Here is a 23,867-nt window from a genome sequence, read left to right as displayed (position 1 = left end):
CCGCCCGAGCGCCCGAGCTCGAACTCTGCGTACTCACGCGGTTGATGAGAACGTTGCCAAACTGTGACCCCCAGGCTCCTCATGGCGAGTGATAGTCGTGCGTCGACGGAACCCGCTCGCGGGCGACCGACGATGAAGGATGTGGCCGAGCGTGCGGGGGTCGGTCTGTCGACGGTGTCCCGCGTCGTCTCGGGCAAGGGCGGTGTCGCCAAGGCCAAGGTGCGCGCCGTGGAGCGCGCGGTCCGCGAACTGGACTACAGCCGCAACGACTTCGCCCACACCCTGCGCACCGGGACGGCGGCCACGATCGGAGTCATCGTGACCAAGATCTCGGACCCCTTCTTCTCCACCCTCGTCGGGGCGATCGAAACCGCCGCGCAGAAGCGCGACCAGCTCGTGCTCGTCGCGTCGGCGACAGACCAGGCGGAGGAGGGCGTGCGCGTCATCCGTCGCGTCGTGCGCCGCCGCCTGGACGGGCTCATCATCGTCGCACCGGAAGAAGCCGATCTCTCGTTCCTCAAACGGGAACTGGATGCCGGCACGCCGCTGGTGTTCGTGGACCGCCCGCCACTGCACGTTTTCCGTGACGCCGTCGACACCGTGCTGGTCGATAATCAGCGGGGCGCCGCGGATGCGGTGGTGCATCTGTCGCAGGCGGGACACAGCCGCATCGCCTGCCTCGCGCACGTCGCGGGCCGATTCACCTCCGAACAGCGGCAGGCCGGGTACGCCAGAGGGCTGCACGAGGCAGGCCTCGCGTGGGACCCGGCGCTGGTGGTGATGATCGAAGACGACGTCGAGTCGTGCGTCGAGGCCCTCGTCGAGCTTCAGAAGCTCCCGCACCCGCCCACGGCTGTCTTCACGACCAACAGCCGCACGACGAAAGTCACGCTCGAAGCGTTTCGTCTCCTCGATTTCCATCCCGCGATCGTCGCTTTCGACGATTTCGACCTCGCAACCCTCATGGTGCCCCCGACCACGACGATCGCCCAGGATCCGCGATCCATCGGCGAAGTCGCGGCGGAGCTGCTCTTCGACCGCATCGGCGGATTCGCCGGCGCGAGCCGGCGCGTAGTGCTCGACACCCGGCTCATCGAGCGGGGCTCGGGCGAATCCCCACCGCCCTCGAGTCACGGATAGGTCACGAGACGGCCTCCATCGGAATCGGTGCTTGCGTCTGGCAACGTTTTCAGATTTCATAGCTCCAGCTCGACGCACCGTCGGCTATCGCGTTCCAATGGAGGATCACATGCGTAAGAAAGTCGCGGCATTCGCGGGCCTGGCGGTCGCCGGCCTCGTGCTCGCAGGGTGTGCAGGAGGCTCGGGCGGCGACTCGTCGGCGAGCGGTGGCCAGAACCAGGTCGAGGTGTTCACCTGGTGGGCATCCGGCTCGGAGAAGATCGGCCTCGATGCCCTGGTCAAGGTGTTCGGCGAGCAGTACCCCGACGTCGAGTTCATCAACGCTGCCGTCGCCGGTGGCGCCGGCACGAACGCCAAGGCCACTCTGGCCTCGCGCCTCGAGGCGGGCGACCCGCCCGACTCGTTCCAGGCCCACGCGGGTGCCGAACTCACCGACTACGTCGAGGCGGGCCAGCTTCAGGACCTCACGTCGTTCTACTCCGACAACAAGCTGACGGATGTGTTCCCCGCATCCCTCATCAAGCAGCTCACGCTCGACGGCAAGATCTACTCGGTACCGAGCAACATCCACCGCGCCAACGTGACATGGGTCAACACGGCCGTGCTCAAGAAGGCGGGGATCGACCCGACCGCAGGACCGGCCACCCTCGACGCGTGGATCAGCGACCTGCAGAAGCTGAAGGACTCGGGCGTCGAATCACCCCTCGCCCTGGGGACGCAGTGGACCCAGGTTCAGTTGTTCGAGAACGTCCTGCTCGCCGACCTGGGCGCCAAGGGCTACACCGGACTGTGGGATGGGTCCACCAAATGGGATGACTCCTCGGTCACCGACGCGATCAACGACTACGCCACTCTGCTCGGCTTCACGAACAGCGACTACAGCGGTCTCGAATGGGATGCGGCAACGCAGATCCTGATCGACGGCAACGCCGGGTACAACGTGATGGGCGACTGGGCAGAGGCTGCCTTCCAGCAGGCCGGCTGGAAGTACGGCAACGAGTACACGACCTGGGCCACGCCCGGCACCGACGGCACGTTCGACTTCCTCGCGGACTCGTTCACCCTTCCCGTGGGGGCGAAGGACGAGCAGCCCGCCAAGGACTGGCTGACCACGGTCAGCTCGGTCGATGGTCAGGAGGCCTTCAACCTGGCCAAGGGGTCGATCCCCGCGCGCACCGACGTGGACACGTCCGCGTTCGGCGCCTACCAGCAGACGGCGCTGAAGTCCTTCGCCACTGACACCATCGTGAGCTCGCTCGCGCACGGTGCCGCGGCAAAGCTCTCCTGGTCGGCTGACATCGGCTCCGCGGTCGGTCAGTTCGCGACCGACAAGAACGTCGCCACCTTCCAGACGGCACTCGTGGCCGCTGCCGACAAGGCGCTCGGCTAAGTCCCTGCCCGGTTCCACCACGGCGGCGGTCGTCTTCATGGCGACCGCCGCCATCCCATGACGGAAAGGAATGCAGAATGCGACGGGGCATCAGAAACTGGGGACCACCGCTTCTCCTCATCTCCCCTACGGTCGTCCTGATCGGCATCTTCGTCTACGTTTTGATCGGCATCAACACGTCGGTCTCGATGTCCAACCGCTACGACCTTCGCCCCGCGACCGAGTTCGTCGGATTGCAGAACTACGTCGAGCTGCTCACCGAGCCACGATTCCTGCATTCCCTGGTCAACCTGGGTGTCTTCACGGTCTGCTTCATCGCCGGCACCATGGTCTTCGGCTTCATCTGGGCGTGGCTGCTCGACAAAGGTGTCAGCGCAGAAGGGGTGTTCCGCTCCGTCTACCTGTTCCCGATGGCCGTCTCATTCGTCGCCTCCGGGGTGGTGTGGCGCTGGCTGCTCAACGCCGCGGAGGGTGATCGCGCCTCCGGCCTGAATCGGATCTTCGACAACCTCGGGCTCGGCTTTCTGCAGAACAGCTGGTGGAGCACCCCCGTCTGGGGAATGGCAGCCATCGCCATGCCGGCGATCTGGCAGCTGTCCGGGTACGTGATGGCGCTGTTCCTGTCCGGGTTCCGCGGCATCCCGGAAGAGCTGCGCGAGGCTGCCCGCATGGATGGCGCCAGCGAGTGGAAGCTCTACCGCTACGTAATCTTCCCCCAGCTGAGCCCCGTCGCCCTCTCCGCCCTCATCATCGTCGGGCACATGTCGCTGAAGGTCTTCGACCTGATCATGGCGATCACCGGCGCGATCTATCCCACAGAAGTGCCGGCGACCTACATGTGGGTTACCTTGACCTCGAACGACTACGCGAAGTCCGCCACCATTGCGACGGTTCTTCTCGTACTCGTCTGCATCGTGATCATCCCCTACCTGATCCACACCTCTCGTGCCGAAAGGAACAGCCGATGACCATCTCCACTGGTCTCGAGCCGCAGAAGGCCGATCTGGCTGTCGCCGCCTCGGCCATTCCCGGCACCGGCAAAGCACGGCGGCGCATCGGTCGGACACTCAAGTACGCGCTGCTCGTCTTCTTCATCGTCATCGTGCTGATGCCGGTGTACGTTCTGGTCGTCACCAGCCTCAAGCCGCCGTCCGATGTGAACCCGGCGACCTCGTGGGGCCTCCCGGTGCGGTGGCCCTGGGAGCCGGCACTCCCCGGCGGCCCGACGGGCTTGGACAACTGGAGCGTCGCGTGGACTGCCCTGTCGGCTGCCCTCGGACGCACGTTCCTGCTGGCCATCCCGGCGGCCCTGATCTCATCCCTGCTGGGATCGATGAACGGATTCGTGCTCTCGCGCTGGCGCTTCCCCTACGCCGACCTGGTGTTCACGTTCATCCTGTTCGGCATGTTCATCCCGTACCAGGCGATCATGACCCCGCTGGTGCAGATAAAGACGTCGCTCGGACTGCCGAGCAACATCTCCACACTCCTGATCGTCCACATCATCTACGGTCTTCCGATCTGCACGCTGATCTTCCGCAACTACTACGTCGGCATCCCCAACGAGTTGATGGAGGCTTCACGCGTGGACGGCGCCGGGATGCTGCGCACCTACGCATCGGTGGTTCTGCCGTTGTCGCTGCCCGGCTTCGTCGTGACGATCATCTGGCAATTCACCTCGGCGTGGAACGACTTCCTCTTCGCGATGTTCCTCTCCAACACGCGCGAAGGCCCCGTCTCACTCGCACTGAACAATCTGGCGCAGGGCGCGCAGCTCGCCAACTACGGCGCCGCGATGGCCGCTGCACTCATCGCCTCCGTGCCCACGCTGATCGTCTACATCGTGCTGGGCCGCTACTTCATCGGAGGGCTCATGAGTGGGTCCGTCAAGTCGTGAGCGCGCTAGCCCTCGCGGTCGATCTCGGTGGCACGAAGCTCGAGTCGGCACTCGTAGACCAGACGGGACGAGTCGTCGCCGGCAGCCGCGCTCGTCGAGCGACCGGGGTTCGGACCGGTCCCGCCGACCTGCATGATGCTCTCCAGCAAGCCATGGCGGCGACCCTCGCCGCCCTCCCGAGCGGTGGCTCGATCGCGGGCATCGGCATCGGCTCCGCCGGCCCGGTCGATCTGTCCGCGGGAACCATATCTCCGGTGAACATGCCCTCGCTCGCGGCGTTGCCGCTCGCCGAGCTCGTCGCCTCGGTCGCCCGCGAACACGGTCAACAGGATCTCACCACGCGGCTTCGGCACGATGGGGGGTGCCTCGCCCTCGCCGAGTCGTGGGTCGGGGCCGCTCGCGGCGCGCGGGCCTCGCTGTCGATCGTGGTGTCCACCGGCGTCGGGGGCGGCTTCGTGCTGGACGGCGCTCCGTTCTCCGGTGCATCGGGCAATGCGGGGCACCTCGGCCAGATCCACCTCGGCCAGGGGCTCACCCTCGAGGAGATCGCTTCAGGTCCCGCGAGCGTCGCATGGGCGAACGGCCAGGGCTGGCTCGGCACCTCCGGAGAGGATCTGGCTCGCGATGCCCTGGCCGGCGACGAGACCGCGCGCGCAGCGATCGAGCGATCGGCCACCGCAGTCGGACGAGCGCTGGCAGATGCGTCGACGCTGTTCGACCTCGACCTGGTGGCGATCGGGGGCGGCTTCTCGCGCGCCTCTCTCGACTATGTCGACCTCGTCGCCGAGGCGCTGCGCGAACACGCCGCGCTCCCCTACAGCCGGGCGACTCGGGTGGTGACCAGCGCGCTCGGCGACGAGGGTCCGCTCATCGGCGCGGCCGCGCTCATCGTCGGACCGGGTGGCATCGCGTCATCGACGCACCGGCACCCGGAGACGCCGGCACGTCAATAGATGTTCGTCGGCTTAAGGTGCTCGTCGTCTCTCATCCCGGCAATCTGCGCCCGCAGGGCGATGTCGTCCCACAGCCGTACTTCTTTCACCATCGCGCCCCGGTGGAATGTGAACTGCGAGATGCCCAGCAGGTCGACAGGCTTGCCGGTCAGCGGGCCGTAGTTCGCGATGCCGGTGTAGTCGCCCGTGAACTTCCAGGTCACGGCCACCCGCGCCCCCGCGTAGCGCACGTCATAGTTCGACTGGATGTCGCGAATCGAGAACTGGCCGCCGGGGAAGGATTCCAAGAACCGCAGCAGCGCGCGACGGTACCCCTCGGGGCGGATTATCGTGCGGTTGCCCACGGTCTGCAACACGAGGTCGCGGTTGAAGAACCGCTCGACCTTCTGCAGATCACGGTCGTTCCATACCGTCTGGATCAGATCGATGACCGACTCGACCTCGGCGCGGTGCTCGTCGGGCCGCGGTCCCGAATCGCCCACGACGATCGGATCGGCCGGGGCCGGGTTCGTCCATGACGGGCCGTAGCCGCGGAAGGCCTGCGCGGCGGCGAGCTCGTCCAGATCTTCGCCGCTCTGCAGCGCGTCGGCGAGCGTGTCCCGCACCACCCATTCCTCGACCATGACTCCCCGGCGATACAGGCAGTTCGCGATCGTGCGGCTGTGCTGCGTGGTCAGCAGGTTGCCGACGATCACGAGATGAGAACTCAAGAACGCGTCATCTCCGCGCGCCTCCCAGATGATGTCCTCGGACTGCGCGGTCGCATCCGGTGCCGTCGAGATGCGCATGAGCGTGCCTTCGATGACCTCTTGGCGCGCAGACAGCGAGCCGTAGCCGCCGTGCACGATCGAATCGGGTTCGTAGTTCTCGCGGATGTACGCGATCGAGCGATCCACCCAGATCAAGTCGGTGACCTCGCGGATGAAGTCATCGGGATCTGTGTAAGGGTGAAAGGCGACGGGGTCGAGCGGCACTCTGTGCTCCTTGTGATTCGCGTGGCGCAGTGGTGCACGACGTCGGACGGTGCGGGCGGATTCCCCCACATTGTATGCGTATGCATCGCAGGCGACAAGCCGATCGCTCGCCGCAGAGAGGCCACCGTTCGTTCACGCTCCCGAGAAAAAACTTCTGCATCTTTTCTATAACTTAGGCTTCCCTAAAGACCGTGCATACGTATACTCTCGCCACATGCTAACCAACTCGAACCGAGCTCTTGCTCTCGCAGCCGTCATTGTCGTCGGCTCGCTCGCACTCGCCGGATGCAGCGCCGGCACCCGTACCGGAAGCGCGAATGCGACCGAAGTCACGTGCGACTTCACGCCTCCCGGGTCAGCGACGACAGTCAACGTCATCGCGTACAACTCATCCGCGATCGACCCGTTCACCAACACGATGGTGTCGAGTTGCACGAAGGACGACGTCACCCTCAAGCACGACCCGATCGACTTCGGCGGCCAGGTCACCAAGACTCAGGCCTCGCTCGCGGGCGACAGCGGGTCGTACGACATCATCGAGACCTACTCGTACGTGATCCCCGGGTTCGCGAACGACGGCAAGCTCGTTCCCCTGAACGACCTGTATGAGAAGTACGCCAAGACGTACGGACTCGCCGACATCAGCGAGACGATGCGCGCCGGAATGTCGTACCAGGGCGAACTCTATGCGATCCCCATGCAGGCGCAGATGCAGGTCCTGGCCTACCGCAAGGACATCTTCGACCAACTCGGCCTCGCCGCTCCGAAGACGTTCGATGACATGATCGCGGCCGCCGAAGCGATCCAGGCAGCGGGCCTCATGACCCACCCCATCGCGCTGCCGTGGATCGCGACGTGGGACGTGGCGACGAGCTACAACGCCGCGATGAACTCGCTCGGCGTCGAGTTCGTGACCGAGGACGGCACGCCGACGTTCGACACCCCCGAAGCCAAGACGGCCCTCGAGTCGCTGGCCAAGCTGACTCCCTACATGGACCCGCAGGTCACCACCTTCGACCAGCCCAAGGTGCAGCAGCAGCTGTACAACGGCACCGCTGCCATGGCCATAATGTTCTCGGGACGCATGTACGACCTCACGCAGCCCCAGAACAGCTCGCACTCCGACGCGTTCGCATTCGCCGCTCCGCCGAAGGCCACGGCGGACGCGCCCTACGTGTACAACAACCTGTCGGTCGACGGATGGTCGATCCCCTTCAACACGAAGCTCGACAAGGACATGCTGTTCCAGATGATGGCCGCGTCCGTGAGCGAAGAGGCGTCCACTGCGTCCGTGCCCGCCGCATACCCGGCGCGAGAAGGAATGGTCACCGAGAAGAACTCCCCTTACGGCAAGGCAGCCAATGATTCGCTCGCCGCTGCGATGACGCCGGTGGTGTCGCCGGCGATCCCGCCGGTGACCGAGGCCATCCGTCCGATCCTCGTCGAGGTGCTCACCGGCAAACTGGGAGTCGATGAGGGTCTGAAGCAGATGCAGTCCGCCGCGGTGGCGGCCGCGGGCTGACCTCGGGCCATCCGAACCGGGATACATCAGCGCACGAACATCGTCGTTACCTGGGGCCTGGGCGAACGTCCAGGCCCCAGTCGGACAGAGAGGTCCTGTTATGAAGGCACGCGAGTTCTGGTTGCTCTTCGCGCCCAGCTTGGTGGTGATGGCCGGGCTGCTGGTCATCCCACTCATCCGCACGATCCAGTGGAGCTTCGAAAGCGTCCGCTACGGCACGCCCGGTACGTTCGTCGGGCTGGATAACTACGTCAATGCGCTGACGGACGAGCGGTTCGGTCGGGCGGCCCTGTTCACCGTGACCGTCACTTTGATCTCGACCCTCCTCATCGTCGGGCTCGGCTACATGGTGGCGACCGGCATGAACAAGCTGTCGATCTCCCGTCCGGTGGTCCTCGGCCTCCTGCTCATTTCCTACGTCTTGCCGCAGCTGGTGGGCGCCGTCGCCTACTCGTGGCTGTTCGACGACAACTTCGGCGGCGTGGTCAATCAGATCCTCGGGTTCTTCATCCCCGGCATAGATGTGCTGTGGTTCACCGACCCCGTCGCCAACGCCATCCTGGTCATCTCGAACACGGTCTGGAACCTCCTCCCCTTCTCGATGCTCATCATCCTGGCGGGTCTCCAGGGGGTGCCCGGTGAACTGCGCGAGGCGTCCACGATCGACGGTGCGAACGGGTTCCAGACCCACCTGCACGTGATCATCCCCACGATCCGAGGAGTCCTCGGGTTCGTGACCCTGATCACGATCATGGATGTCGTGCGACTCTTCGACACCCTGATCCCCCTGTCGCCCCAGGCAGCCGCGATCGGCAACGAGTCGATCATGCTCTACGTGTATTCGGTGGCGTTCGCCAACGGTGCTCAGCAACTGGGCCTGGGCAGCGCGATCAACGTGTTGACGATCATCCTGATCCTCATCATGCTCATCCCCTTCATCCGAGGGGTCTTCAAAGAAGCGAAGGCGGCTGTGCGATGACGCTCACGAACTTGGACCTGTCGACCCGCGCGATCACCACGGGCGACATCGAAGGAAAGTCCCGCAAGACGCGCAAGCGCTCCCGGCCCCCCGTGATCACGGGCACGCTGCTCGCGCTGCTCTGCCTCGTGATGGTGAGCCCGTTCATCTGGATGGCGCTCACCGTCACGAAGCCGACCAACGTTGCGTTCTCGAACCCGCCTGTGCTGTGGGGGTACACACCGACGCTGGATGCGTTCGTCAACCTGTGGGAGACGACCTACTTCGCCGACTACCTGGTCAACACCCTGGTCGTCGGCGTGATCTCCACCGTGCTCGCGCTGGTGATCGGCATCCCGGCAGCGTATGCACTGTCGCGCTTCCCGAGCTACGTCTCCGCCATCCTGCTCGTGCTCGCACTCGTATTCCGTGCGCTGCCCCGATTCGCGGTCGTGCTGCCGATGTACGACATCAGCAAGGCGCTCGGGATCTACGACACGACGTTCGCGTTGGCGCTCGCGCTGGTGGCGATCAATCAGCCGTTCACGATCTGGTTGCTGCGCAACTTCTTCGCCGAGATCCCGAAAGAACTCGATGAAGCGGCCATGATCGACGGTTGCACGCGCATCGGCATGCTCCGCCGCGTCATGATCCCCCTCATGGGGCCGGGAATCCTCACGGCAGGGATCTTCGTTTTCCTCTTCGCATTCCAGGAATATCTCACCGCGCTGGTGCTCACCGACACCTCTTCCAAGACCGTGCCGGTGTTCATCGCCACCCAGCTCGGGCAGACGCTGCCGATGCTGCAACAGGCGGGAGCAGCCTCGATACTGCTGACGATCCCCGTGGTGGTGATCGCCTTCGTGGCTCAGAAGTACCTCGTGGCGGGTTTGAGCGATGGTGCCGTGAAGGGCTGACATGACGCCGCTGGTGCTGCTGCCGGGCATGAACTGCACAGCCGACCTGTGGACCGGATGCGGTGTGGACGACGCGGTCACGCCTGCGCTCACAGAGACAGCCATGCGCCCGCAGGTGGAGGCGCTGCTCGAACGGCTGCCGCAGCGCTTCGTGCTCGGGGGGCTCTCGCTCGGTGCGATCGTGGCGATGGCGCTGGCGATACGGGCCCCTCACCGCGTCGAGGGGCTCGTGTTGATCTCGACCAACGCGAAAGCACCGACGGCACCGCAGCAGAATGGCTGGCGCGAGTGGATCGCTCGATTGGATGCCGGGTCAACGGCGCGGCAGCTGCAGGAGGGAATCCTCGACTCGCTGCTCTCACCTCGCACGCTGCAGGACCGCCCTGACATCGTCGAGCGGACGCTCGCCATGGGGGATGCCACGGGGCCTGCGGTGCTGCGGACCCAGCTCGGGATGCAGGCCACGCGAGTGGACCTGCGTCCCGGGCTGCGGGGGCTCGACATCCCGGCCCTCATCATCGCGGGCGCCGACGATGTGATCTGCCCTCCGGAATTTCATGCCGAGATCGCGGCAGAGCTGCCGAATGCCCGGTTGGTGACCACCGCGGGCGCGCACCTGCTGCCGCTCGAACGCCCGACGGCGATCGGGGCCATGATCCACAAGTGGCGCACGCGTCTCGATGAGAGCGCGCACCTACACCGCTCGCCGAGCGGATTCGCGCGGCGCTAGGGTCGTGCGCCGGCCAGGTCGCGCAGACGCTCCATGAGCGACGAGGCGAGGTTGTAGACGACCAGCTGTGCCCCGTCGGCGAATGCTGCCTCGGCGGCGGTGGCCGTGCCGACGATATCCATGCGCAGCACTCCGGCGGCGGCGAGGTCCGCGTGCACACGCGCGATGGCCTCGGCCACGGCGGCGCGGTCCGATCCCATCGTCGCGGCGAGGTCACTCGGGCCGACCATGACGCCGTCGAGCCCGGGCACAGCGGCGATCTCCGCGGTGGCGGCGACACCGGTGGGCGACTCGATCATGCCGAGCACGAGCGTGTTCTGCAGGTACCACTCGAGGTGGGCGGCGGCATCCGTCGTTCCGAACCGACCCGCGCGGCTGTAGGTCGCGAACCCCCGCTCACCCATCGGCGGATAGTGGCTGGCCGAGACCAGCGCGGCCGCATCGAGGGCGGTGTCGATGTGCGGCGCGAGGATGCCCTGCGCGCCCTGATCGAGCACGCGCAGGATCATGCCGTCCTCGCCGGCGCCGACGCGCACGATGACCGGCACCCCGTGGATCGCGGCGACCGCGATGTGCTGACGCAGCGCCACGATGTCGGCCGGTCCGTGCTCGCAGTCGACGACGACGAAATCGAAGCCCGCGATCGCCGTCATCTCGACGAGCTCTTCGCTCGGCATCCGCAGCAGCACCCCGATCAGGCGATCCCCCGCGAGGGCGCGCGCACGCAGTGACGGAGCGGTCACGCGACCATCCCTCCCGACAGATCGATGTCGGCGCCGCAGAGTCCGGGCATCCCGAGCATCGCGATGACCGCCTGGGCGACCTCGTCTTCGGTGACCATGCGACCGAGGGCCGCGCGCGACACGAACGCGCGCTCGGAGTCCTCGACGGATGTGCCCGAACGCTCCGCCTCCAGGCGGAAGTTGCGCTCCATCCGCGGGCCCGACACCGGCCCCGGCGACAGGGTGTTGACGTTGACGCCGGCGGGTCCGACCTCGAACGCGAGGGTGGAGGTCAGCCCGATCACGGCCATCTTCGACGCGGTGTAGGGCGTGCGGTGCGCCAGAGGGCGCTTGCCCGATACAGAGGCGATGTTGATCACGTCTCCTGCGCCGCGCGCCGTCATGCCGGGCAGGAACGCCTTGCACAGCAGATACGTGCCGCGCACGTTGACGGCGAAGACTTCGTCCCAGTCGTGCACTTCGATGTCGGTGAGGGCGGCAACCGGGCCCGGGATCCCGGCGTTGTTGACGAGGATCGAGACCTCGGTGTCGTCGAGGGCCGCTCGCACCGCATCGACGGATGCTGCGTCTGTGACGTCGCAGGTCAGCCAGCGGGTGCGGGCGCCGAGGCGCTCGACCACAGCCTGGAGCTTGGCCTGCTCGCGGCCGACGACGACGACCTCGGCGCCCGCGGCCACGAGGGCCCCCGCGATGGCGGCCCCGAGCCCGCTGCCCCCGCCCGTGACGACTGCCGTGCGGCCCGTCAGGCGGGTCATCAGGCGCTGGCCTCCACGGCGATCGCTGCGTCGATCCAATCGAACGAGCGACCGGCGTGCCGCCAGGAGCGGGCGTCGCCCGAGCGGGCGTGGCCCTCGAAGAGCTCGACGCGCGCCGCCCGCCCGAGCACATCGCCCAGATGCGCAGACGAGGCCGGATCGATGATCTCTTGGTACGTCACTGTGCGCAGGTATTTGCCCACCCAGAGGCCGCCCGTGTAGCGCGCGGCACCGAGAGTCGGCAGCACGTGGTTCGTACCGATGACCTTGTCTCCATACGAGACCGCGGTGTTCTCGCCGAGGAAGAGCGCGCCATAGTCGTGCATCTTCTCCAGCGCCTCGCGCGGGTTCTGGGTGAATACCTGCACGTGCTCGAAGGCGAACGTGTCGGCGAGCGCATAAGCCTCATCGAGGTCGTCGACGACGATGACCTGTCCCCAGTCGCGCCACGCGGGCTCGGCGTAGTCCTTGGTCGACATCCCGGGTAGGAGCGCTTCGATGTGCTCGATCACCTTCCGGCCCAGCGCCTCCGACGTCGTGATGAGCACGGCGGGCGACTCGGGGCCGTGCTCGGCCTGCGAGAGCAGGTCGACTGCGGTGAAGAACGGATCGGCGTGCTCGTCGGCGATGATCAAGATCTCGGTCGGGCCTGCGAACAGGTCGATCCCCACCTCGCCGAAGAGTTGCCGCTTGGCCTCTGCCACGTACGCGTTGCCCGGCCCTGCGATCAGATTCACAGGTTCGATGGTCTCGGTGCCCACGGCCATCGCCGTGACCGCCTGGATGCCGCCCAGGATGTAGATCTCGTCGGCCCCCGCCAGCTTCATGGCGGCGACCGTCGCGGCGGGGATCTCACCCCGGATCGGCGGCGTGCACGCGACCACGCGGGGGACGCCCGCGACCTTCGCGGTGATGATCGTCATGTGCGCCGATGCGGTGAGCGGGTACTTGCCGCCGGGGATGTAGGCGCCGGCCGCCTGCACGGGCACGTGCTTCTGCCCGAGGAAGACGCCGGGAAGGGTCTCCATCTCGATGTCGATGAGCGAGTCGCGCTGCGCCTGCGCGAAGTCGCGCACCTGAGTCTGCACGAAGACGATGTCCTCGATCACCTGCGGGTCGAGCCCTGCCATGATCTGCGCGATCTCGTCATCATCGAGCCGGAATCCGCCGGTCCACTTGTCGAACTTCTCCGCGTACGTGCGCACTGCGCCATCGCCGTTCGCGCGGATGTCGGCGATGACGGCGCGAACGCTGTCGGCCACATCTGTCTGGGCGGTGTCCGTGAACGCTTTCGATGGTGCGCTCTTGAGATGCAGGGTCATCAGTGTCCTCTCGTGCATACGTATGCTCATTATGCCTCCGTATGCACAGCTGGTCAAGAACCGATAGGCTCAACGCGCGAATCCGGACGATCCAACGGGAGGCGGGCATGGCGGTCACCAGTCATGACGTCGCCCGACTGGTAGGGGTCTCTCAGCCGACGGTCTCACGAGCGCTTCGGGATGACCCGCGTCTGTCCGAGGAGACCAAGCGCCGCGTCCGCGAGTCAGCGGCACAGTTGGGCTACGTGCTCAGCGATGCCGGTCGTGCGCTCTCGTCGGGGCGAACGCAGCGGATCGGGCTGCTGGTCACCGATCTCGACAATCAGTTCTATTCGCATGTCATCGCGCCGGTGCATCGCGAGCTCGAGCGCGAGGGCTTCCAGCTCACCCTGCACACCGAGGCCTCAGACAACGCCACGGTCGTCGAGCGCCTGGTCGGGAACGGCCTCGACGGCGTCATCCTCGCCACCGCCACCGTCGACTCACTCGTTCCCGTGCGCCTGCGCGACCGCGGCCTTCCCTTCGTCTACTTCAACCGCACGACCACCCTCGTCGAGGCCGACGCCGCGATCGTCGATCCGGCGGGAGGCTTTCGGGCGGCAGTCGCGAGCGCCCGTGCGTTAGGTCATCACCGCATCGGCGCCATCCTCGGCCCGCAGAACACGAGCACGGCCCAGAGTCGTGAAGCGGGCCTGCGCGCAGCGCTGGAACTGAATGGTCTCGTCCTTGATCCCACGTACGTGCGGCGCGGCCCGTTCGACACCGACACCGGCGATCGCGAGGCCACCGCGATGCTCTCGCTCGCGCAGCCGCCCACCCTCATCTTCTGCGGCAACGACGTGGTCGCGTTCGGCGCCCTGAACGCCGCGCGCAGGATGGGGGCGGCCGTGCCGGGCGACGTCTCGGTGATCGGCTTCGACGACTTGCCCGCCGCGGGCTGGCCGATCATCGATCTCACCACGATCGCCTACGACATCTCGGCGATGGCAGCGGCCGCCGCACGGCTCATCACCCGCCGTATCTCAGATCCGAGCGCCGAGATCTCGAGCATCTCGTTCCCGACGACGTTCGTCGAACGGTCCACGACCACGCCGCTCGGCGACCGCTGATCCGAGCACTGCGACGCATATACCCGCGGTCGGCGGAAACCCTTGCACTCGTTTGTGCATACGCATACACTGATTCGAGTAGGCGGTACATCCGCCGCACACAGGATCGCGGAAGAGCCGGCTGCCTGGCTGCCCACTCCTTCGCGCACCGTGACGCCTGCAACCGCGCGCATCTCATGCGACACCTGCACGAGATGCGCCGCGAAGACCCCACCGGCAAAGGGCCGAGTCTTCACACCAGACAAGAGATTCAGAAAGAAAGACACCAATGAGCGACACCATCGTAGATACCACCGAAGTCCAGCGCCGCACGATCCGCCGTACCGACTGGGTCGCCTGCAACGCGGCTTTCATCGACTGCCGCACACCGGGCTCGGACCTCAAAGAGAACTACGCGTTCATCGGCGCCGGTGTCTCGCAGAACCCCAACCAGTACGTGAACCTCACCGAGAACCACGGCTTCAACACCGGCGCCGCGGGTATGCCCAACGGCATCTCGAACAACCTGCACCTGCACTTCACGGCCGAGGTGTTCATCAACCTCGGCGGGCAGTTCCGACTGCGCTGGGGCGTCGATGGCTCGCAGGGCGAGTACGTGAGCACCGATGGCGACATCATCACCGTCCCCACGTGGATCTTCCGCGGCTTCACCAACGAGGGCCCGGACGAGGGGCTGCTCTACACGGTGCTCGGCCGTGACGACACCGGCGGCATCATCTGGGGCCCGTCAGTTCTGCGCGAGGCGGAGTCGTACGGCCTGCACCTCACCGCCGACAACCGGCTCATCGACACAGTTGCGGGCGACGTGCTTCCCGAAGACGTGGCCCTGATCACGCCGATGCAGCAGAAGTACATCGACGACCTGACCACGTACTCGGTCGAAGAGATGCGTCAGCGCGTCGTCCAGACGGGCGACCGTCGCTACAGCAGCAACGCGCTGCTGTGCAACGCGCTCCCCGGTGGCGGGGCCGAGATCGCTCTCGTCATCGGCTACGGCATGACCGAAGACCGTCGTCAGGTCCCGAACATCCACGAGCCGCACTCCTTCAACCTCGCGTGGGTGCGCGCCGCCGAAGATGAGGGCATCCTGCGCCACCGCCACGACAAGACGCAGCAGCTGCTGGTCAAGTCGGGGCGCTGGGAAGTCACGCTCAACGGCGACCCCGCGACCACCGTCGAGCTCGGCTCCGCCGACGCTCTGTCCGTGCCGCCGGGAGCTTGGCGCGCGTTCCGCTGCATCGAGGCGGGCGAGTCGGGTGCCGGCGAGTTGCTTGTGATCAACTCGGGCGATGACCGCGTCTACCTCGACTGGGCTCCCGAGGTCGTCGACGCCGCGCGCGACGCCGACTGGACGATCGACCCCAACGGCTACCTGGCCCCCGTCGGAGTGATGATCACGGCGACCGAAGACGACTGAGATTCGCGCGATCGGGAGCTGACTCGATCGCACAAGATGAGCCCTGTGCGCCACCGACCGTGTGGCGCACAGGGCTCTTCGTCGCTCTGCGGCGGGTTGGCACGAGGACTCCCCCCCGTCACCGTCTGTTGACACGCCTGGGGCTCAGTGGCGAGGATGTCCACATGAATCCACGGCAATCCACAGAAATCCTCGCGGATGCTCGCCGCTGAGCGTCGACGCAAGATCGCCGATCTGGTCTCCTCGGCGGGGGCGGTGAGCACCGAGGATCTCGCGACGAGGCTGGACGTCTCGGCCGAGACCATCCGGCGCGACCTGCTCGCGCTCGAAGAGGACGGTCGGATCGCCCGGGTGCACGGCGGCGCGACCGTGACGACCAGGTCCGAGGTCTCGTTCGAGCCCTCGTTCGATGTGCGCAGCGCGGTGTCGCCGGAGCGCAAGCAGCGGATCGCGCAGACCGCGGCCGCGCTCGTCCCCCCGGGCGGCCTCGTCATGATCGACGTCGGCACGACCGCCCTGCTGGCGGCGCGGGCGCTGCCGGCGTCACTGTCTGCGACGGTCGTGACGACGTCGGTGCGGGTTGCGGTCGAGCTGGCAGACCGCCGCGACCTCGAAGTGATCGTCGTCGGCGGGCGCCTTCGGTCGGGCGACCTCGCGGTGTCGGGCGTGAGCGCCGTCGACTTCATCGCCGGCACGCACTTCGATGTGGCCCTCGTCGGTTCCGGCGGGCTTCACGCGACGGCCGGCCTGACCGACTACTACCGCGATGAAGCCGAGACCCGCCGTACCGTGCTGTCGAACTCGTCGACGTCGTACGTGCTGTGCGACGCGACGAAGTTCGGGGTCATCGCCCGGTACCGAGCAGCGAGCCTGGGCGATTTCACCGCGGTGATCGTCGATGAAGCGCCGACGGGCGACCTGCGACACCGACTCGATGCGTCAGGCACGCGGGTGATCGTCGCCGACTGACCCGAATCGCCGCGAGGGCGGTCTCTCCCACGATGGCCGATCAGCTATGTGCTGCATCCTTCTATTCCCGGAGGGTCGCGCGCTGCCGCGCCGTGCGCTGCCACCAGAACTCGGTGGACGAATCCGCTGTCGCGGGTGCGGGGACGCGCGTGGGGGCGGGGGCCTCGCTGAGCTGCACGCCGAGCGGTGCCAGCAGCTCGGCGACGTAGGCGGCGATACCGAGGGATGCCGAGAGCCCGGTCGATCGAATGGCGGCCACGTTGACGAACCGAGCGTCGACGGCCGACGAGCCGATGATGTAGTTCGCGTCCACCCCCGCGGGGCGCAGCCCCGCATACGTGGCGACGGGTACGAGGCCCATGAGTGCCGGGTACTGGGCGGCGGCCTTATCGAGCACTTCGCCTCCCGCCTCGGGGCGCACGCTCCAGTCGTCCTTGTCGCTCTGGTCGTATGCGGTCGGCCCGGCGATCACCCGGCCGTCGAGGGTGGGGAACACCAGGACCCCTTTGGTGCGCTTAGTGGGCACCGGCAGCAGGATCTCGTCGAGCGTCTCGCCGCCGGGCAGCGCGTAGACGAAGAACTCACCCTTGCGGGGGTAGATCTCGAACGAGTCGTCGCCGATGAGCCGTGCGACCGCGTCGGCGTGCAGGCCGGCCGAGTTGATCACGACGGCCGCGGCGACCTCGTGATCGCTCGTGATAACCGTCAGGGCATCCGCACCGATGCGAATCTGCGCCACGCGCGCGTCGCGAAGGATGCGCGCGCCTGCCGCTTCGGCCGAGCGCCCGAGTGCGAGGGTGAACGCCACCGGGTCGGTGACCGATTCGCCGGGCACGAGCAGCGCACCGTCGCTGTCGCGGATGCTGACTGTCACTCCGTTGCGGGCAGCATTCTGGGCGAGCTCTGCGATGACGTCGCGGTCTTCGGCGCGCTGCGGGACGAGCACGGCGCCGCAGCGCAGTACGGGCACGCCGAGTGCGTCGAGAATAGCGGGACGCAGCTCGGCCGAGCGCAGGATCAGCTGCGTCTCGAGGGCCCCAGGGGTCGAATCGAAGCCGGTGTGCAGGATGCCGGAGTTCGTGCCGCTCGCCTGCAGCGCCAGGTCGGCTTCGGCTTCCAGCAGGATCGCGTCCACCCCCCGATGGGCGAGGGTGTGCAGGATGGCGGTACCGACAATCCCGCCGCCGATGATCGCGACGGTGGCGGTGTGTGAGGTCAAGATCTACTCCGTGGTTCAGGTGGGCGTGGAAAAGGTGGAATCCGCGACGGCGCGCCATTGCGCCATGAACTCCGCCGCGCGGTCGGCGGACCAGCGCGGGATGTACACGGTCACCGGCTGCCAGCCGATCACGGCAGCCTCCAGCGACAATCCGGGCGCGTGCGCGATACGCGCCAGCGCAGCAGCGCCCAGGGGGGTGGCGTGCTGCGAGGGGTACACGTCCACTTCGATCTGCATCAGGTCGGCGACCGCCTGCATGAGCACCTGGCTTCGGGTGAGCCCGCCGTCGACGCGAAGGCGCGTGAGGGGCGTGCCGATGTCGGCAGCGACGAGGCGGCCGAGCTCGGCGACCTGCGCCGCGATGCCCTCGAGCACCGACCGCACGATGTGCCCGACGCCGGTCGAGAGGCTCATGCCCGCGATGCTCGCGCGCGCGTCCGACCGCCACCAGGGGGCGCCCAGCCCCGCGAATGCCGGGACACTGAAGACGCCTTCCGAGTCGGGCGCGGCCACGCGGTCGAGGTCTGCGGCATGGCCGATGAACCCGAGGTTCTCCAGCCACCGGATCGCTGATGCCGCGGTGTACACCTGGCCGTCGAAGCAGTAGGTCGGCTGGCCTCCGACACTCCATGCGACGGACGCGGCCAGGCCCGAGGTCGAGCGCTGAGCCCCGCCGCCCGCGTTCGTGAGAAGGAAAGCGCCGGTGCCGAATGTGCACTTGGCCTCACCGGGCAGGAGGCACGACTCGGCGAGCAGGGCGGCCTGCTGATCCACCACCAGCCCGCCGACCGCGACCTCGCCTCCGAAGAGGCTGGTGGAGCCGGCGATCGCATCGGAGGGCAGGATCGTCGGCAGTGCTTCGTCCGCGAGCCCGAACAGGTCGAGCAACTCGGAGTCCCAGGTCGTCGTGTCCAGATCGGTGACGAGCGACCGGCTGGCGGTAGACACATCGGTGACGAACTCGCCGGTCAGCTGGTGCAGCAGCCACGAATCGGATGTCGTCACCACTCCCTCGGTGGTGAGGTTTCGCCGGATCCAGGTCTGCTTCGGGGCGGAGAAGTAGGGGTCGACGACCAGCCCGGTGCGTGCCGCGATGTCGTCGCGGTGTTCGACGAGCTCGGCACAGATCGACTCCGCGCGGCGGTCCTGCCAGACGATCAAGTTGGTGAGCGGAGCCCCCGAGTCGGGGTCCCACGCCAAGACGGTCTCGCCTTGATTCGCGATCGTCACGATGTCGACTCCGGTGCGCGCCTCCGCGAGAGCCGCCCGCCCAGCATCCAGCACACTCGCCAGCAGCAGCCGGGGGTCTTGCTCGACCGCGCCGCCGGCAGAGTAGTCGGGTCGGAGCGGCTGCTCGGCGAGCCCCAGGATGGCGCCGTCGGGCGAAACGACGACGGCCTTCGTCCCCGAGGTGCCCTGATCGATGGCCAGAACGGTGGTCATCGGCGCTCCTCTGCGTTGGATACGGACTGCGAGGGCGACGCCATGGTCTGACCGATCTTGACAGATTTTGTGGGAAGTTGTGGATAAGTATGGACACTCAGACCGCTGATTGTCAATGCCGCACGCCTGTGGCGCTAGTGTCGAATCTGCGCAGAAGGAGGCTGTCGATGCACGACTCCACCCCACCTTCCGCCCGGCCGACCCCGTCGACTCCGCCGGTGAACGCCGCGATGACGCTGGTGCTCTTGGCACGAAGCTACGAGCAGAGGATCGAGGCCGAACTCGCACCGCTCTCGCTCTCCATTCGCAAGCTCGGCGTCCTGGCCTCCCTCAAGCATCGCAGCGAGGCGTCGTTCACGTCCCTCGCCGACGATGCGGGCATCTCGGTGCAGAGCATGCACGTGATCGTGCGGGCGCTGGTGGCCGATGGCTACGTGGTGATGTCGGGTGGCGGACGCGGACGGTCGGCGCGCCTGCGGATCACCGACGCCGGCCTGCGAGCAATCGACGACGGGGTGCGCACGTCGCAGCGCTTCGATGCCGAGTGGTTCGACGAGAGCGACGATCCGGATACCCTCCGGCTCGGAACGGCGCTTCGTGCGGTCGGGTCGAAGTACTTTCAGGAACGCGCGGCGGCGCGGCGGAGCGCTGCGGCGCGCTCAGGGCAGCGGGGCGCCGATCGAGATCATCACGCAGAAGACCAGCACCGCGATCAGTGAGTACCGGAACATTTGCCGCGCCCACGCGGAGCTGTCGGCGGCAGAGAAGCCGCGGACACCGAGGCCGATCCATCCCGCGCCCGTGATCCCCATAACGACGGCATAGATGATGCCGAGATCGGCAAGGAGCCCCACCCCGAGTGTCGCGGCGACGAAGATGGCCGTGTAGGCGAAAATCGCCGCGATCGTGCGCCGAACGCCGTAGACCACGCTGATGACCGGCACGCCCGCAGCCGCGTATTCGTCTCGCCGATAGATCGCGATGGAGTAGAACTCCGGCATCTGCCACGCGAACAGTGCGAGGAAGGCCAGCGCGGCGATCCCGTCGATCTGGCCGGTCACGGCCGCATAGCCCGCGAGAATCGGCGCCGCGCCCGAGAGGCTTCCGACCAGGGTGCCGTGCACAGACCGGCGCTTGCCCAGCATCCCGTAGAACACCACGTAGGTGACGAACCCGGCGACTCCGATGATGACCACCAGCGCATTGGTCATCGTCACCAGCACCGCCAGGCCCGCGGCGCCGAGGACGACGCCGAAGACGGCCGCTCGAGCGACTGTCACGCTCCCTGTCACGGTCGCTCGCTCGCTGGTGCGCAGCATCCGGGTGTCGATGTCGCGGTCGAGCACGTTGTTGATCGTGCAGGCCGACGCGATGACCAGCGTCGTGCCCGTCACCGCCCCCGCGAGGAGCACTCCGTCGATGCGGTCGCCCGAGGCGAGCAGGAATCCGGCCACGAGCGTCATCACGTTCGCCGCGAGCACTCCCGGCTTGGTGAGCGAGGCGTACCGCAGCAGCGTGGCCCACCAGCCTCCACCGGTCGCTCGCGCGGCGATCGACGCATCGGTGCCGGCGGTGCCTGGTGCGAACCTCCTGCCCGTACCGCCGAAGTCGGCCGGGGGCGGTGTCGTTCGCAAGCTGTCTCCTGTACGTCGATGATCAGTGTAGCTGATACTTCCCGAGCGCTCCGTCGTCGCCCCGCCCGCTCGAACGCGGAATGAACGGGGTCTGCGGTGAGTTGGCTTGGTCGATACCCCTACAGGTCGATCCCCTTACAGTGAGGAACCCGAATGCCCTACATCGTCACCGCTGCCTCTGGCCAGCTCGGTCGTCGCATCGTCGATGCCCTTCTCGCACGCGGTGTCGCCCCCCGCGACATCGTTGCCACCTCACGAAACGTCGACTCACTGTCGGCGCTCGCCGACGCCGGGGTGACCACGGCCGAGTTGGACTACTCGCGCCCCGAGACTGTGTCGGCGGTGGTGAACGAAGGCGACACGCTCATGCTCGTGTCGGGTTCCGAAGTCGGTCAGCGCGTCGCACAGCACACCGCGGTCATCCACGCCGCGCGGGGTGCCGCAGTCGACCGCATCGTGTACACCAGTGTCGCCGAGGCCACCACGACCTCGCTGATCCTCGCGCCGGAGCACAAGGCCACCGAAGAAGCGCTTGTGGAGTCGGGAGTGCCGTTCACGATCCTGCGCAACAACTGGTACACCGAGAACTACTACGGCGACATCGTCGCCGGTCGCGAGACGGGTGAGATCACCGCGAGCGTCGGCACCGGTCGGGTGGCCAGCGCCACGCGGGCAGAATATGCGGATGCTGCGGCCGCCGCACTGCTGGACCCGTCGCTCGCAGGGCAGGTTTTCGAGCTGTCAGGTGATGACGCCTGGGATTACGAGCAGCTCGCACTGGCGATCAGCGAGCTGACGGGCCGGCCCGTCAGCTTTCGCAATCTCACCCCCGAAGAGCATGTCGAGTCGCTGACTGCGGCGGGCGTCGACTCAGGCACCGCGGGGTTCGTCGTCGCGCTGGACGCCAACATCCGCGACGGCGCGCTGTCGAGGGCCACGGGACATCTCTCCAGCCTGACGGACAAGCCGACGGTGAGCCTGGTCGACGGGCTCGCCCGCGCGCTCGAAGAGCAGCGTCCCTCATGGCTGGCCGAGACGAGCGAATCGCGGGGCAACGCAGCGACGGCGTAGGGATCAACGCGTAGCCCCGATCCGTTGTCGGCGTTCTCGACCGCGGCCGAAGGGCCACCTTCGGCCGCGGCATCCTGCTCGTCGCATATCGATATATGATTGACACGTCAACTATATCGAATGTCTAGGGAGAACAATGAACGAGCAGCAGATCATCGCCGTCGCGGGGGCCACGGGCGCGCAGGGTGGCGGCGCAGCCCGCGCCATCCTCGCCGACCCCGAGCACCGTTTCGCCGTGCGCGCCCTCACCCGCGACCCCGAATCGGCGGCGGCGAAGCAGCTCGCCGACCTGGGCGCCCAGGTCGTGCGCGCCGACTTCGGTGACGAGGCCAGCACACGCGCCGCGCTCGAAGGGGCATACGGTGCCTTCTTCGTCACCAACTTCTGGGCCCATGGCTCGGCCGACCGCGAGCTCGCCGAGATCGGTGTGCTCGCGCGCTCGGCCAAGGCGGCGGGGCTCCAGCACGTCGTATGGTCGACGCTCGAAGACACCCGCGACCTGCTGCCCCTCCACGACGATCGCATGCCCGTGCTGCAGGACCGCTTCAACGTGCCGCACTTCGACGCCAAGGGCGAGGGCAACGATCTCTTCGCCGCCGAGGGTGTGCCCACCACGGTCCTCAACACGACGTTCTTCTACCAGGGGTTCGCCAAAGACCTCGCCCCGCAGCGCGGCGAAGACGGGGCGCTCACCCTGACCCTGCCGTTCGAAGACGGCAAGCTGCTCGCCGGCGTGGATGTCGATGACATCGGTCGCACGGCGTTCGCCATCCTCGCCGCCGGCGACCAGTACATCGGTCAGACCGTGGGCCTGGCGGGCGACCACCTGACCGGAGCGCAGTATGCCGAGCAGCTCGGCGAGGCGATCGGAGAGCCCGTGCGCTTCCAGTCGGTGCCGTACGACATCTTCCGGGGCTTCGGCTTTCCCGGTGCGGATGAGATCGCCAACATGTTCCAGTACTACGGCGACTTCGAGGCCGAGTTCATCGGCGCCCGCGATCTCGAGCAGGCGCGCCGGCTCAACCCCGACCTCAAGAGCTTCGCCGCGTGGGCCCGAGAGAACGCCGATTCGCTGCGCGTCGCCTGATCACCGGGTCGCCCGATGATCACCGATCCTCGGGCGACCCGTTCAGGTGCGTGTCAAGGGCCCGCATCGCGTCGTCGATGGCCGCGAGCTGGCGCGCGTCCAGGGCCGCGACGAACGTGTCGTGGATCGTGTGCAGGTGCGCCGGTGAGGCCTTTCTGAACATGGCCGCGCCCGTGGGGGTCAGGGCGATCACCGCGCCGCGGCTGTCGTCGACGGCGGTCTCGCGAGTGACGAGGCCGCGCTTCTCCATCCGCCCGAGGTGATGCGAGAGCCGGCTGCGCTGCCAGCTGATGTGCTCGGCGAGCTGAGATGAGCGCATGCGCCGATCGGGCTGCTCGAACAGCGCGACCAAGACCGCGTAGTCGCCGGTCGACAGGGCCGAGTCGTCCTGCAGCTGCACCGCCACGATGTTCTTGAGCCGCTCGGACGTCTCGGCGAATGACCGCCAGACCCGCAGCTGCTCGGCCGTGGGCGACCTTCGCGAAGACTGATCTGCGCCACCAGGATTCATCTCGCCCCTCTCGGCCGCTCCCGCACTCCGCCCCCAGACTATGCGCGGATGCGGCGGCCACGGCGTGTGCCTGTGGTGTCGGCCTGCGGTGTCTGCGTGTGCCGTC

23 protein-coding genes are annotated in these 23,867 nt (G+C 67.1%); 15 read left to right on the top strand and 8 right to left on the bottom strand.

Annotated features, from left to right (window positions below):
- The first annotated feature begins 141 nt into the window (after positions 1 to 141).
- The 5 genes from ACFE6Z_RS14135 (at position 142) to ACFE6Z_RS14115 (ending at position 5,380) form a co-directional block, all read left to right on the top strand.
- Positions 142 to 1,140: a LacI family DNA-binding transcriptional regulator gene (locus ACFE6Z_RS14135; protein WP_375386335.1), complete on the top strand. Its 999-nt coding sequence runs from the start codon at positions 142 to 144 to the stop codon at positions 1,138 to 1,140.
- A gap of 109 nt (positions 1,141 to 1,249) precedes the next feature.
- Positions 1,250 to 2,530 carry an ABC transporter substrate-binding protein gene (locus tag ACFE6Z_RS14130; RefSeq protein WP_375386334.1) on the top strand — a complete coding sequence of 427 codons (1,281 nt, stop codon included), beginning with the start codon at positions 1,250 to 1,252 and terminating at the stop codon, positions 2,528 to 2,530.
- 77 nt (positions 2,531 to 2,607) lie between these two features.
- The gene (locus tag ACFE6Z_RS14125; protein WP_375386333.1) at positions 2,608 to 3,498 is read left to right on the top strand and encodes a carbohydrate ABC transporter permease; all 891 of its coding nucleotides are present in this window, start codon (positions 2,608 to 2,610) and stop codon (positions 3,496 to 3,498) included.
- Positions 3,495 to 4,427: a carbohydrate ABC transporter permease gene (locus ACFE6Z_RS14120; RefSeq protein ID WP_375386332.1), complete on the top strand. Its 933-nt coding sequence runs from the start codon at positions 3,495 to 3,497 to the stop codon at positions 4,425 to 4,427. The genes ACFE6Z_RS14125 and ACFE6Z_RS14120 overlap by 4 nt, the downstream gene beginning before the upstream one ends.
- Complete coding sequence (locus ACFE6Z_RS14115) at positions 4,424 to 5,380, top strand: ROK family protein (protein ID WP_375386331.1); 957 nt, start codon at positions 4,424 to 4,426, stop codon at positions 5,378 to 5,380. The genes ACFE6Z_RS14120 and ACFE6Z_RS14115 overlap by 4 nt, the downstream gene beginning before the upstream one ends.
- Here the strand turns inward: ACFE6Z_RS14115 and ACFE6Z_RS14110 are convergent.
- Positions 5,374 to 6,354 (bottom strand): ester cyclase, encoded by a 981-nt coding sequence (locus ACFE6Z_RS14110; RefSeq protein ID WP_375386330.1) that lies wholly within the window; start codon positions 6,352 to 6,354, stop codon positions 5,374 to 5,376. The genes ACFE6Z_RS14115 and ACFE6Z_RS14110 overlap by 7 nt on opposite strands.
- A gap of 214 nt (positions 6,355 to 6,568) precedes the next feature.
- Between ACFE6Z_RS14110 and ACFE6Z_RS14105 the strand changes: the two genes are divergently transcribed.
- From ACFE6Z_RS14105 to ACFE6Z_RS14090, 4 genes are all read left to right on the top strand, one after another.
- Positions 6,569 to 7,876 (top strand): ABC transporter substrate-binding protein, encoded by a 1,308-nt coding sequence (locus tag ACFE6Z_RS14105; RefSeq protein WP_375386329.1) that lies wholly within the window; start codon positions 6,569 to 6,571, stop codon positions 7,874 to 7,876.
- Positions 7,877 to 7,976: 100 nt separating this feature from the next.
- Positions 7,977 to 8,855, top strand: coding sequence for a carbohydrate ABC transporter permease (locus ACFE6Z_RS14100; RefSeq protein ID WP_375386328.1), 879 nt, complete (start codon positions 7,977 to 7,979; stop codon positions 8,853 to 8,855).
- Positions 8,852 to 9,751 (top strand): carbohydrate ABC transporter permease, encoded by a 900-nt coding sequence (locus tag ACFE6Z_RS14095; RefSeq protein ID WP_375386327.1) that lies wholly within the window; start codon positions 8,852 to 8,854, stop codon positions 9,749 to 9,751. Before ACFE6Z_RS14100 ends, ACFE6Z_RS14095 begins: the two co-directional genes overlap by 4 nt.
- 1 nt (position 9,752) lies before the next feature.
- Positions 9,753 to 10,481: an alpha/beta fold hydrolase gene (locus ACFE6Z_RS14090; RefSeq protein ID WP_375386326.1), complete on the top strand. Its 729-nt coding sequence runs from the start codon at positions 9,753 to 9,755 to the stop codon at positions 10,479 to 10,481.
- Here ACFE6Z_RS14090 and ACFE6Z_RS14085 read toward each other — a convergent pair.
- From ACFE6Z_RS14085 to hisD, 3 genes are read right to left on the bottom strand one after another with little or no spacing between them, the layout of a single operon-like run.
- A complete protein-coding gene (locus ACFE6Z_RS14085; protein WP_375386325.1) occupies positions 10,478 to 11,224 on the bottom strand; it encodes an HpcH/HpaI aldolase/citrate lyase family protein in 747 nt (248 codons plus the stop codon). The two genes, ACFE6Z_RS14090 and ACFE6Z_RS14085, sit on opposite strands and share 4 nt — an antisense overlap.
- The gene (locus ACFE6Z_RS14080) at positions 11,221 to 11,979 is read right to left on the bottom strand and encodes an SDR family NAD(P)-dependent oxidoreductase (protein WP_375386324.1); all 759 of its coding nucleotides are present in this window, start codon (positions 11,977 to 11,979) and stop codon (positions 11,221 to 11,223) included. Before ACFE6Z_RS14080 ends, ACFE6Z_RS14085 begins: the two co-directional genes overlap by 4 nt.
- The gene (hisD, locus tag ACFE6Z_RS14075) at positions 11,979 to 13,301 is read right to left on the bottom strand and encodes a histidinol dehydrogenase (RefSeq protein WP_375386323.1); all 1,323 of its coding nucleotides are present in this window, start codon (positions 13,299 to 13,301) and stop codon (positions 11,979 to 11,981) included. The genes ACFE6Z_RS14080 and hisD overlap by 1 nt, the downstream gene beginning before the upstream one ends.
- A 107-nt stretch (positions 13,302 to 13,408) precedes the next feature.
- On the opposite strand from hisD, the gene ACFE6Z_RS14070 reads away from it, so the two are divergent.
- From ACFE6Z_RS14070 to ACFE6Z_RS14060, 3 genes are all read left to right on the top strand, one after another.
- On the top strand, positions 13,409 to 14,410 hold the full coding sequence (locus ACFE6Z_RS14070; RefSeq protein ID WP_375386322.1) for a LacI family DNA-binding transcriptional regulator: 1,002 nt from the start codon (positions 13,409 to 13,411) through the stop codon (positions 14,408 to 14,410).
- A gap of 268 nt (positions 14,411 to 14,678) precedes the next feature.
- Positions 14,679 to 15,827, top strand: a complete 1,149-nt coding sequence (locus ACFE6Z_RS14065) for a hypothetical protein (protein ID WP_375386321.1) — start codon at positions 14,679 to 14,681, stop codon at positions 15,825 to 15,827.
- A 198-nt stretch (positions 15,828 to 16,025) separates the two neighbouring features.
- Positions 16,026 to 16,796, top strand: coding sequence for a DeoR/GlpR family DNA-binding transcription regulator (locus tag ACFE6Z_RS14060; protein WP_375386320.1), 771 nt, complete (start codon positions 16,026 to 16,028; stop codon positions 16,794 to 16,796).
- A gap of 61 nt (positions 16,797 to 16,857) precedes the next feature.
- Here the strand turns inward: ACFE6Z_RS14060 and ACFE6Z_RS14055 are convergent, their stop codons facing one another.
- On the bottom strand, positions 16,858 to 18,015 hold the full coding sequence (locus ACFE6Z_RS14055) for an NAD(P)/FAD-dependent oxidoreductase (protein ID WP_375386319.1): 1,158 nt from the start codon (positions 18,013 to 18,015) through the stop codon (positions 16,858 to 16,860).
- A 15-nt stretch (positions 18,016 to 18,030) separates the two neighbouring features.
- Positions 18,031 to 19,458 (bottom strand): FGGY family carbohydrate kinase, encoded by a 1,428-nt coding sequence (locus ACFE6Z_RS14050; protein WP_375386318.1) that lies wholly within the window; start codon positions 19,456 to 19,458, stop codon positions 18,031 to 18,033.
- Between the two features lie 167 nt (positions 19,459 to 19,625).
- Here ACFE6Z_RS14050 and ACFE6Z_RS14045 point away from each other — a divergent pair, with 167 nt between their 5' ends.
- Entirely contained in the window at positions 19,626 to 20,177 is a 552-nt protein-coding gene (locus tag ACFE6Z_RS14045; RefSeq protein WP_375386317.1) for a MarR family winged helix-turn-helix transcriptional regulator, read from the top strand.
- On the opposite strand, the gene cyoE is transcribed toward ACFE6Z_RS14045, so the two are convergent.
- Complete coding sequence (cyoE, locus tag ACFE6Z_RS14040) at positions 20,118 to 21,092, bottom strand: heme o synthase (protein ID WP_375386316.1); 975 nt, start codon at positions 21,090 to 21,092, stop codon at positions 20,118 to 20,120. The genes ACFE6Z_RS14045 and cyoE overlap by 60 nt on opposite strands.
- A gap of 153 nt (positions 21,093 to 21,245) precedes the next feature.
- Here cyoE and ACFE6Z_RS14035 point away from each other — a divergent pair, with 153 nt between their 5' ends.
- Positions 21,246 to 22,163, top strand: a complete 918-nt coding sequence (locus tag ACFE6Z_RS14035; protein ID WP_375386315.1) for an NAD(P)H-binding protein — start codon at positions 21,246 to 21,248, stop codon at positions 22,161 to 22,163.
- A 136-nt stretch (positions 22,164 to 22,299) separates the two neighbouring features.
- Positions 22,300 to 23,250: an NmrA/HSCARG family protein gene (locus ACFE6Z_RS14030; protein WP_375386314.1), complete on the top strand. Its 951-nt coding sequence runs from the start codon at positions 22,300 to 22,302 to the stop codon at positions 23,248 to 23,250.
- Positions 23,251 to 23,269: 19 nt separating this feature from the next.
- On the opposite strand, the gene ACFE6Z_RS14025 is transcribed toward ACFE6Z_RS14030, so the two are convergent.
- Entirely contained in the window at positions 23,270 to 23,761 is a 492-nt protein-coding gene (locus tag ACFE6Z_RS14025) for a MarR family winged helix-turn-helix transcriptional regulator (RefSeq protein ID WP_375386313.1), read from the bottom strand.
- Between the last annotated feature and the right edge of the window lie 106 nt (positions 23,762 to 23,867).

Origin of the sequence: uncultured Microbacterium sp., from assembly GCF_964244775.1 — a bacterium.
Lineage (GTDB): Bacteria > Actinomycetota > Actinomycetes > Actinomycetales > Microbacteriaceae > Microbacterium.
Note: the sequence above shows the minus strand (reverse complement) of the source record. Positions and strands in the feature narration are given on the sequence as shown.

Bases quoted from the DNA above. Each gene is read 5' to 3' on its own strand.
- ACFE6Z_RS14080 (WP_375386324.1), bottom strand. From the start codon at position 11,979: ATGACCCGCCTGACGGGCCGCACGGCAGTCGTCACGGGCGGGGGCAGC.
- ACFE6Z_RS14095 (WP_375386327.1), top strand. From the start codon at position 8,852: ATGACGCTCACGAACTTGGACCTGTCGACCCGCGCGATCACCACGGGC.
- ACFE6Z_RS14045 (WP_375386317.1), top strand. From the start codon at position 19,626: ATGCACGACTCCACCCCACCTTCCGCCCGGCCGACCCCGTCGACTCCG.
- ACFE6Z_RS14065 (WP_375386321.1), top strand. From the start codon at position 14,679: ATGAGCGACACCATCGTAGATACCACCGAAGTCCAGCGCCGCACGATC.
- ACFE6Z_RS14105 (WP_375386329.1), top strand. From the start codon at position 6,569: ATGCTAACCAACTCGAACCGAGCTCTTGCTCTCGCAGCCGTCATTGTC.
- ACFE6Z_RS14130 (WP_375386334.1), top strand. From the start codon at position 1,250: ATGCGTAAGAAAGTCGCGGCATTCGCGGGCCTGGCGGTCGCCGGCCTC.
- ACFE6Z_RS14070 (WP_375386322.1), top strand. From the start codon at position 13,409: ATGGCGGTCACCAGTCATGACGTCGCCCGACTGGTAGGGGTCTCTCAG.
- ACFE6Z_RS14060 (WP_375386320.1), top strand. From the start codon at position 16,026: ATGCTCGCCGCTGAGCGTCGACGCAAGATCGCCGATCTGGTCTCCTCG.
- ACFE6Z_RS14125 (WP_375386333.1), top strand. From the start codon at position 2,608: ATGCGACGGGGCATCAGAAACTGGGGACCACCGCTTCTCCTCATCTCC.
- ACFE6Z_RS14100 (WP_375386328.1), top strand. From the start codon at position 7,977: ATGAAGGCACGCGAGTTCTGGTTGCTCTTCGCGCCCAGCTTGGTGGTG.
- ACFE6Z_RS14050 (WP_375386318.1), bottom strand. From the start codon at position 19,458: ATGACCACCGTTCTGGCCATCGATCAGGGCACCTCGGGGACGAAGGCC.
- ACFE6Z_RS14030 (WP_375386314.1), top strand. From the start codon at position 22,300: ATGAACGAGCAGCAGATCATCGCCGTCGCGGGGGCCACGGGCGCGCAG.
- ACFE6Z_RS14090 (WP_375386326.1), top strand. From the start codon at position 9,753: ATGACGCCGCTGGTGCTGCTGCCGGGCATGAACTGCACAGCCGACCTG.
- ACFE6Z_RS14120 (WP_375386332.1), top strand. From the start codon at position 3,495: ATGACCATCTCCACTGGTCTCGAGCCGCAGAAGGCCGATCTGGCTGTC.
- ACFE6Z_RS14035 (WP_375386315.1), top strand. From the start codon at position 21,246: ATGCCCTACATCGTCACCGCTGCCTCTGGCCAGCTCGGTCGTCGCATC.
- hisD (WP_375386323.1), bottom strand. From the start codon at position 13,301: ATGACCCTGCATCTCAAGAGCGCACCATCGAAAGCGTTCACGGACACC.
- ACFE6Z_RS14025 (WP_375386313.1), bottom strand. From the start codon at position 23,761: ATGAATCCTGGTGGCGCAGATCAGTCTTCGCGAAGGTCGCCCACGGCC.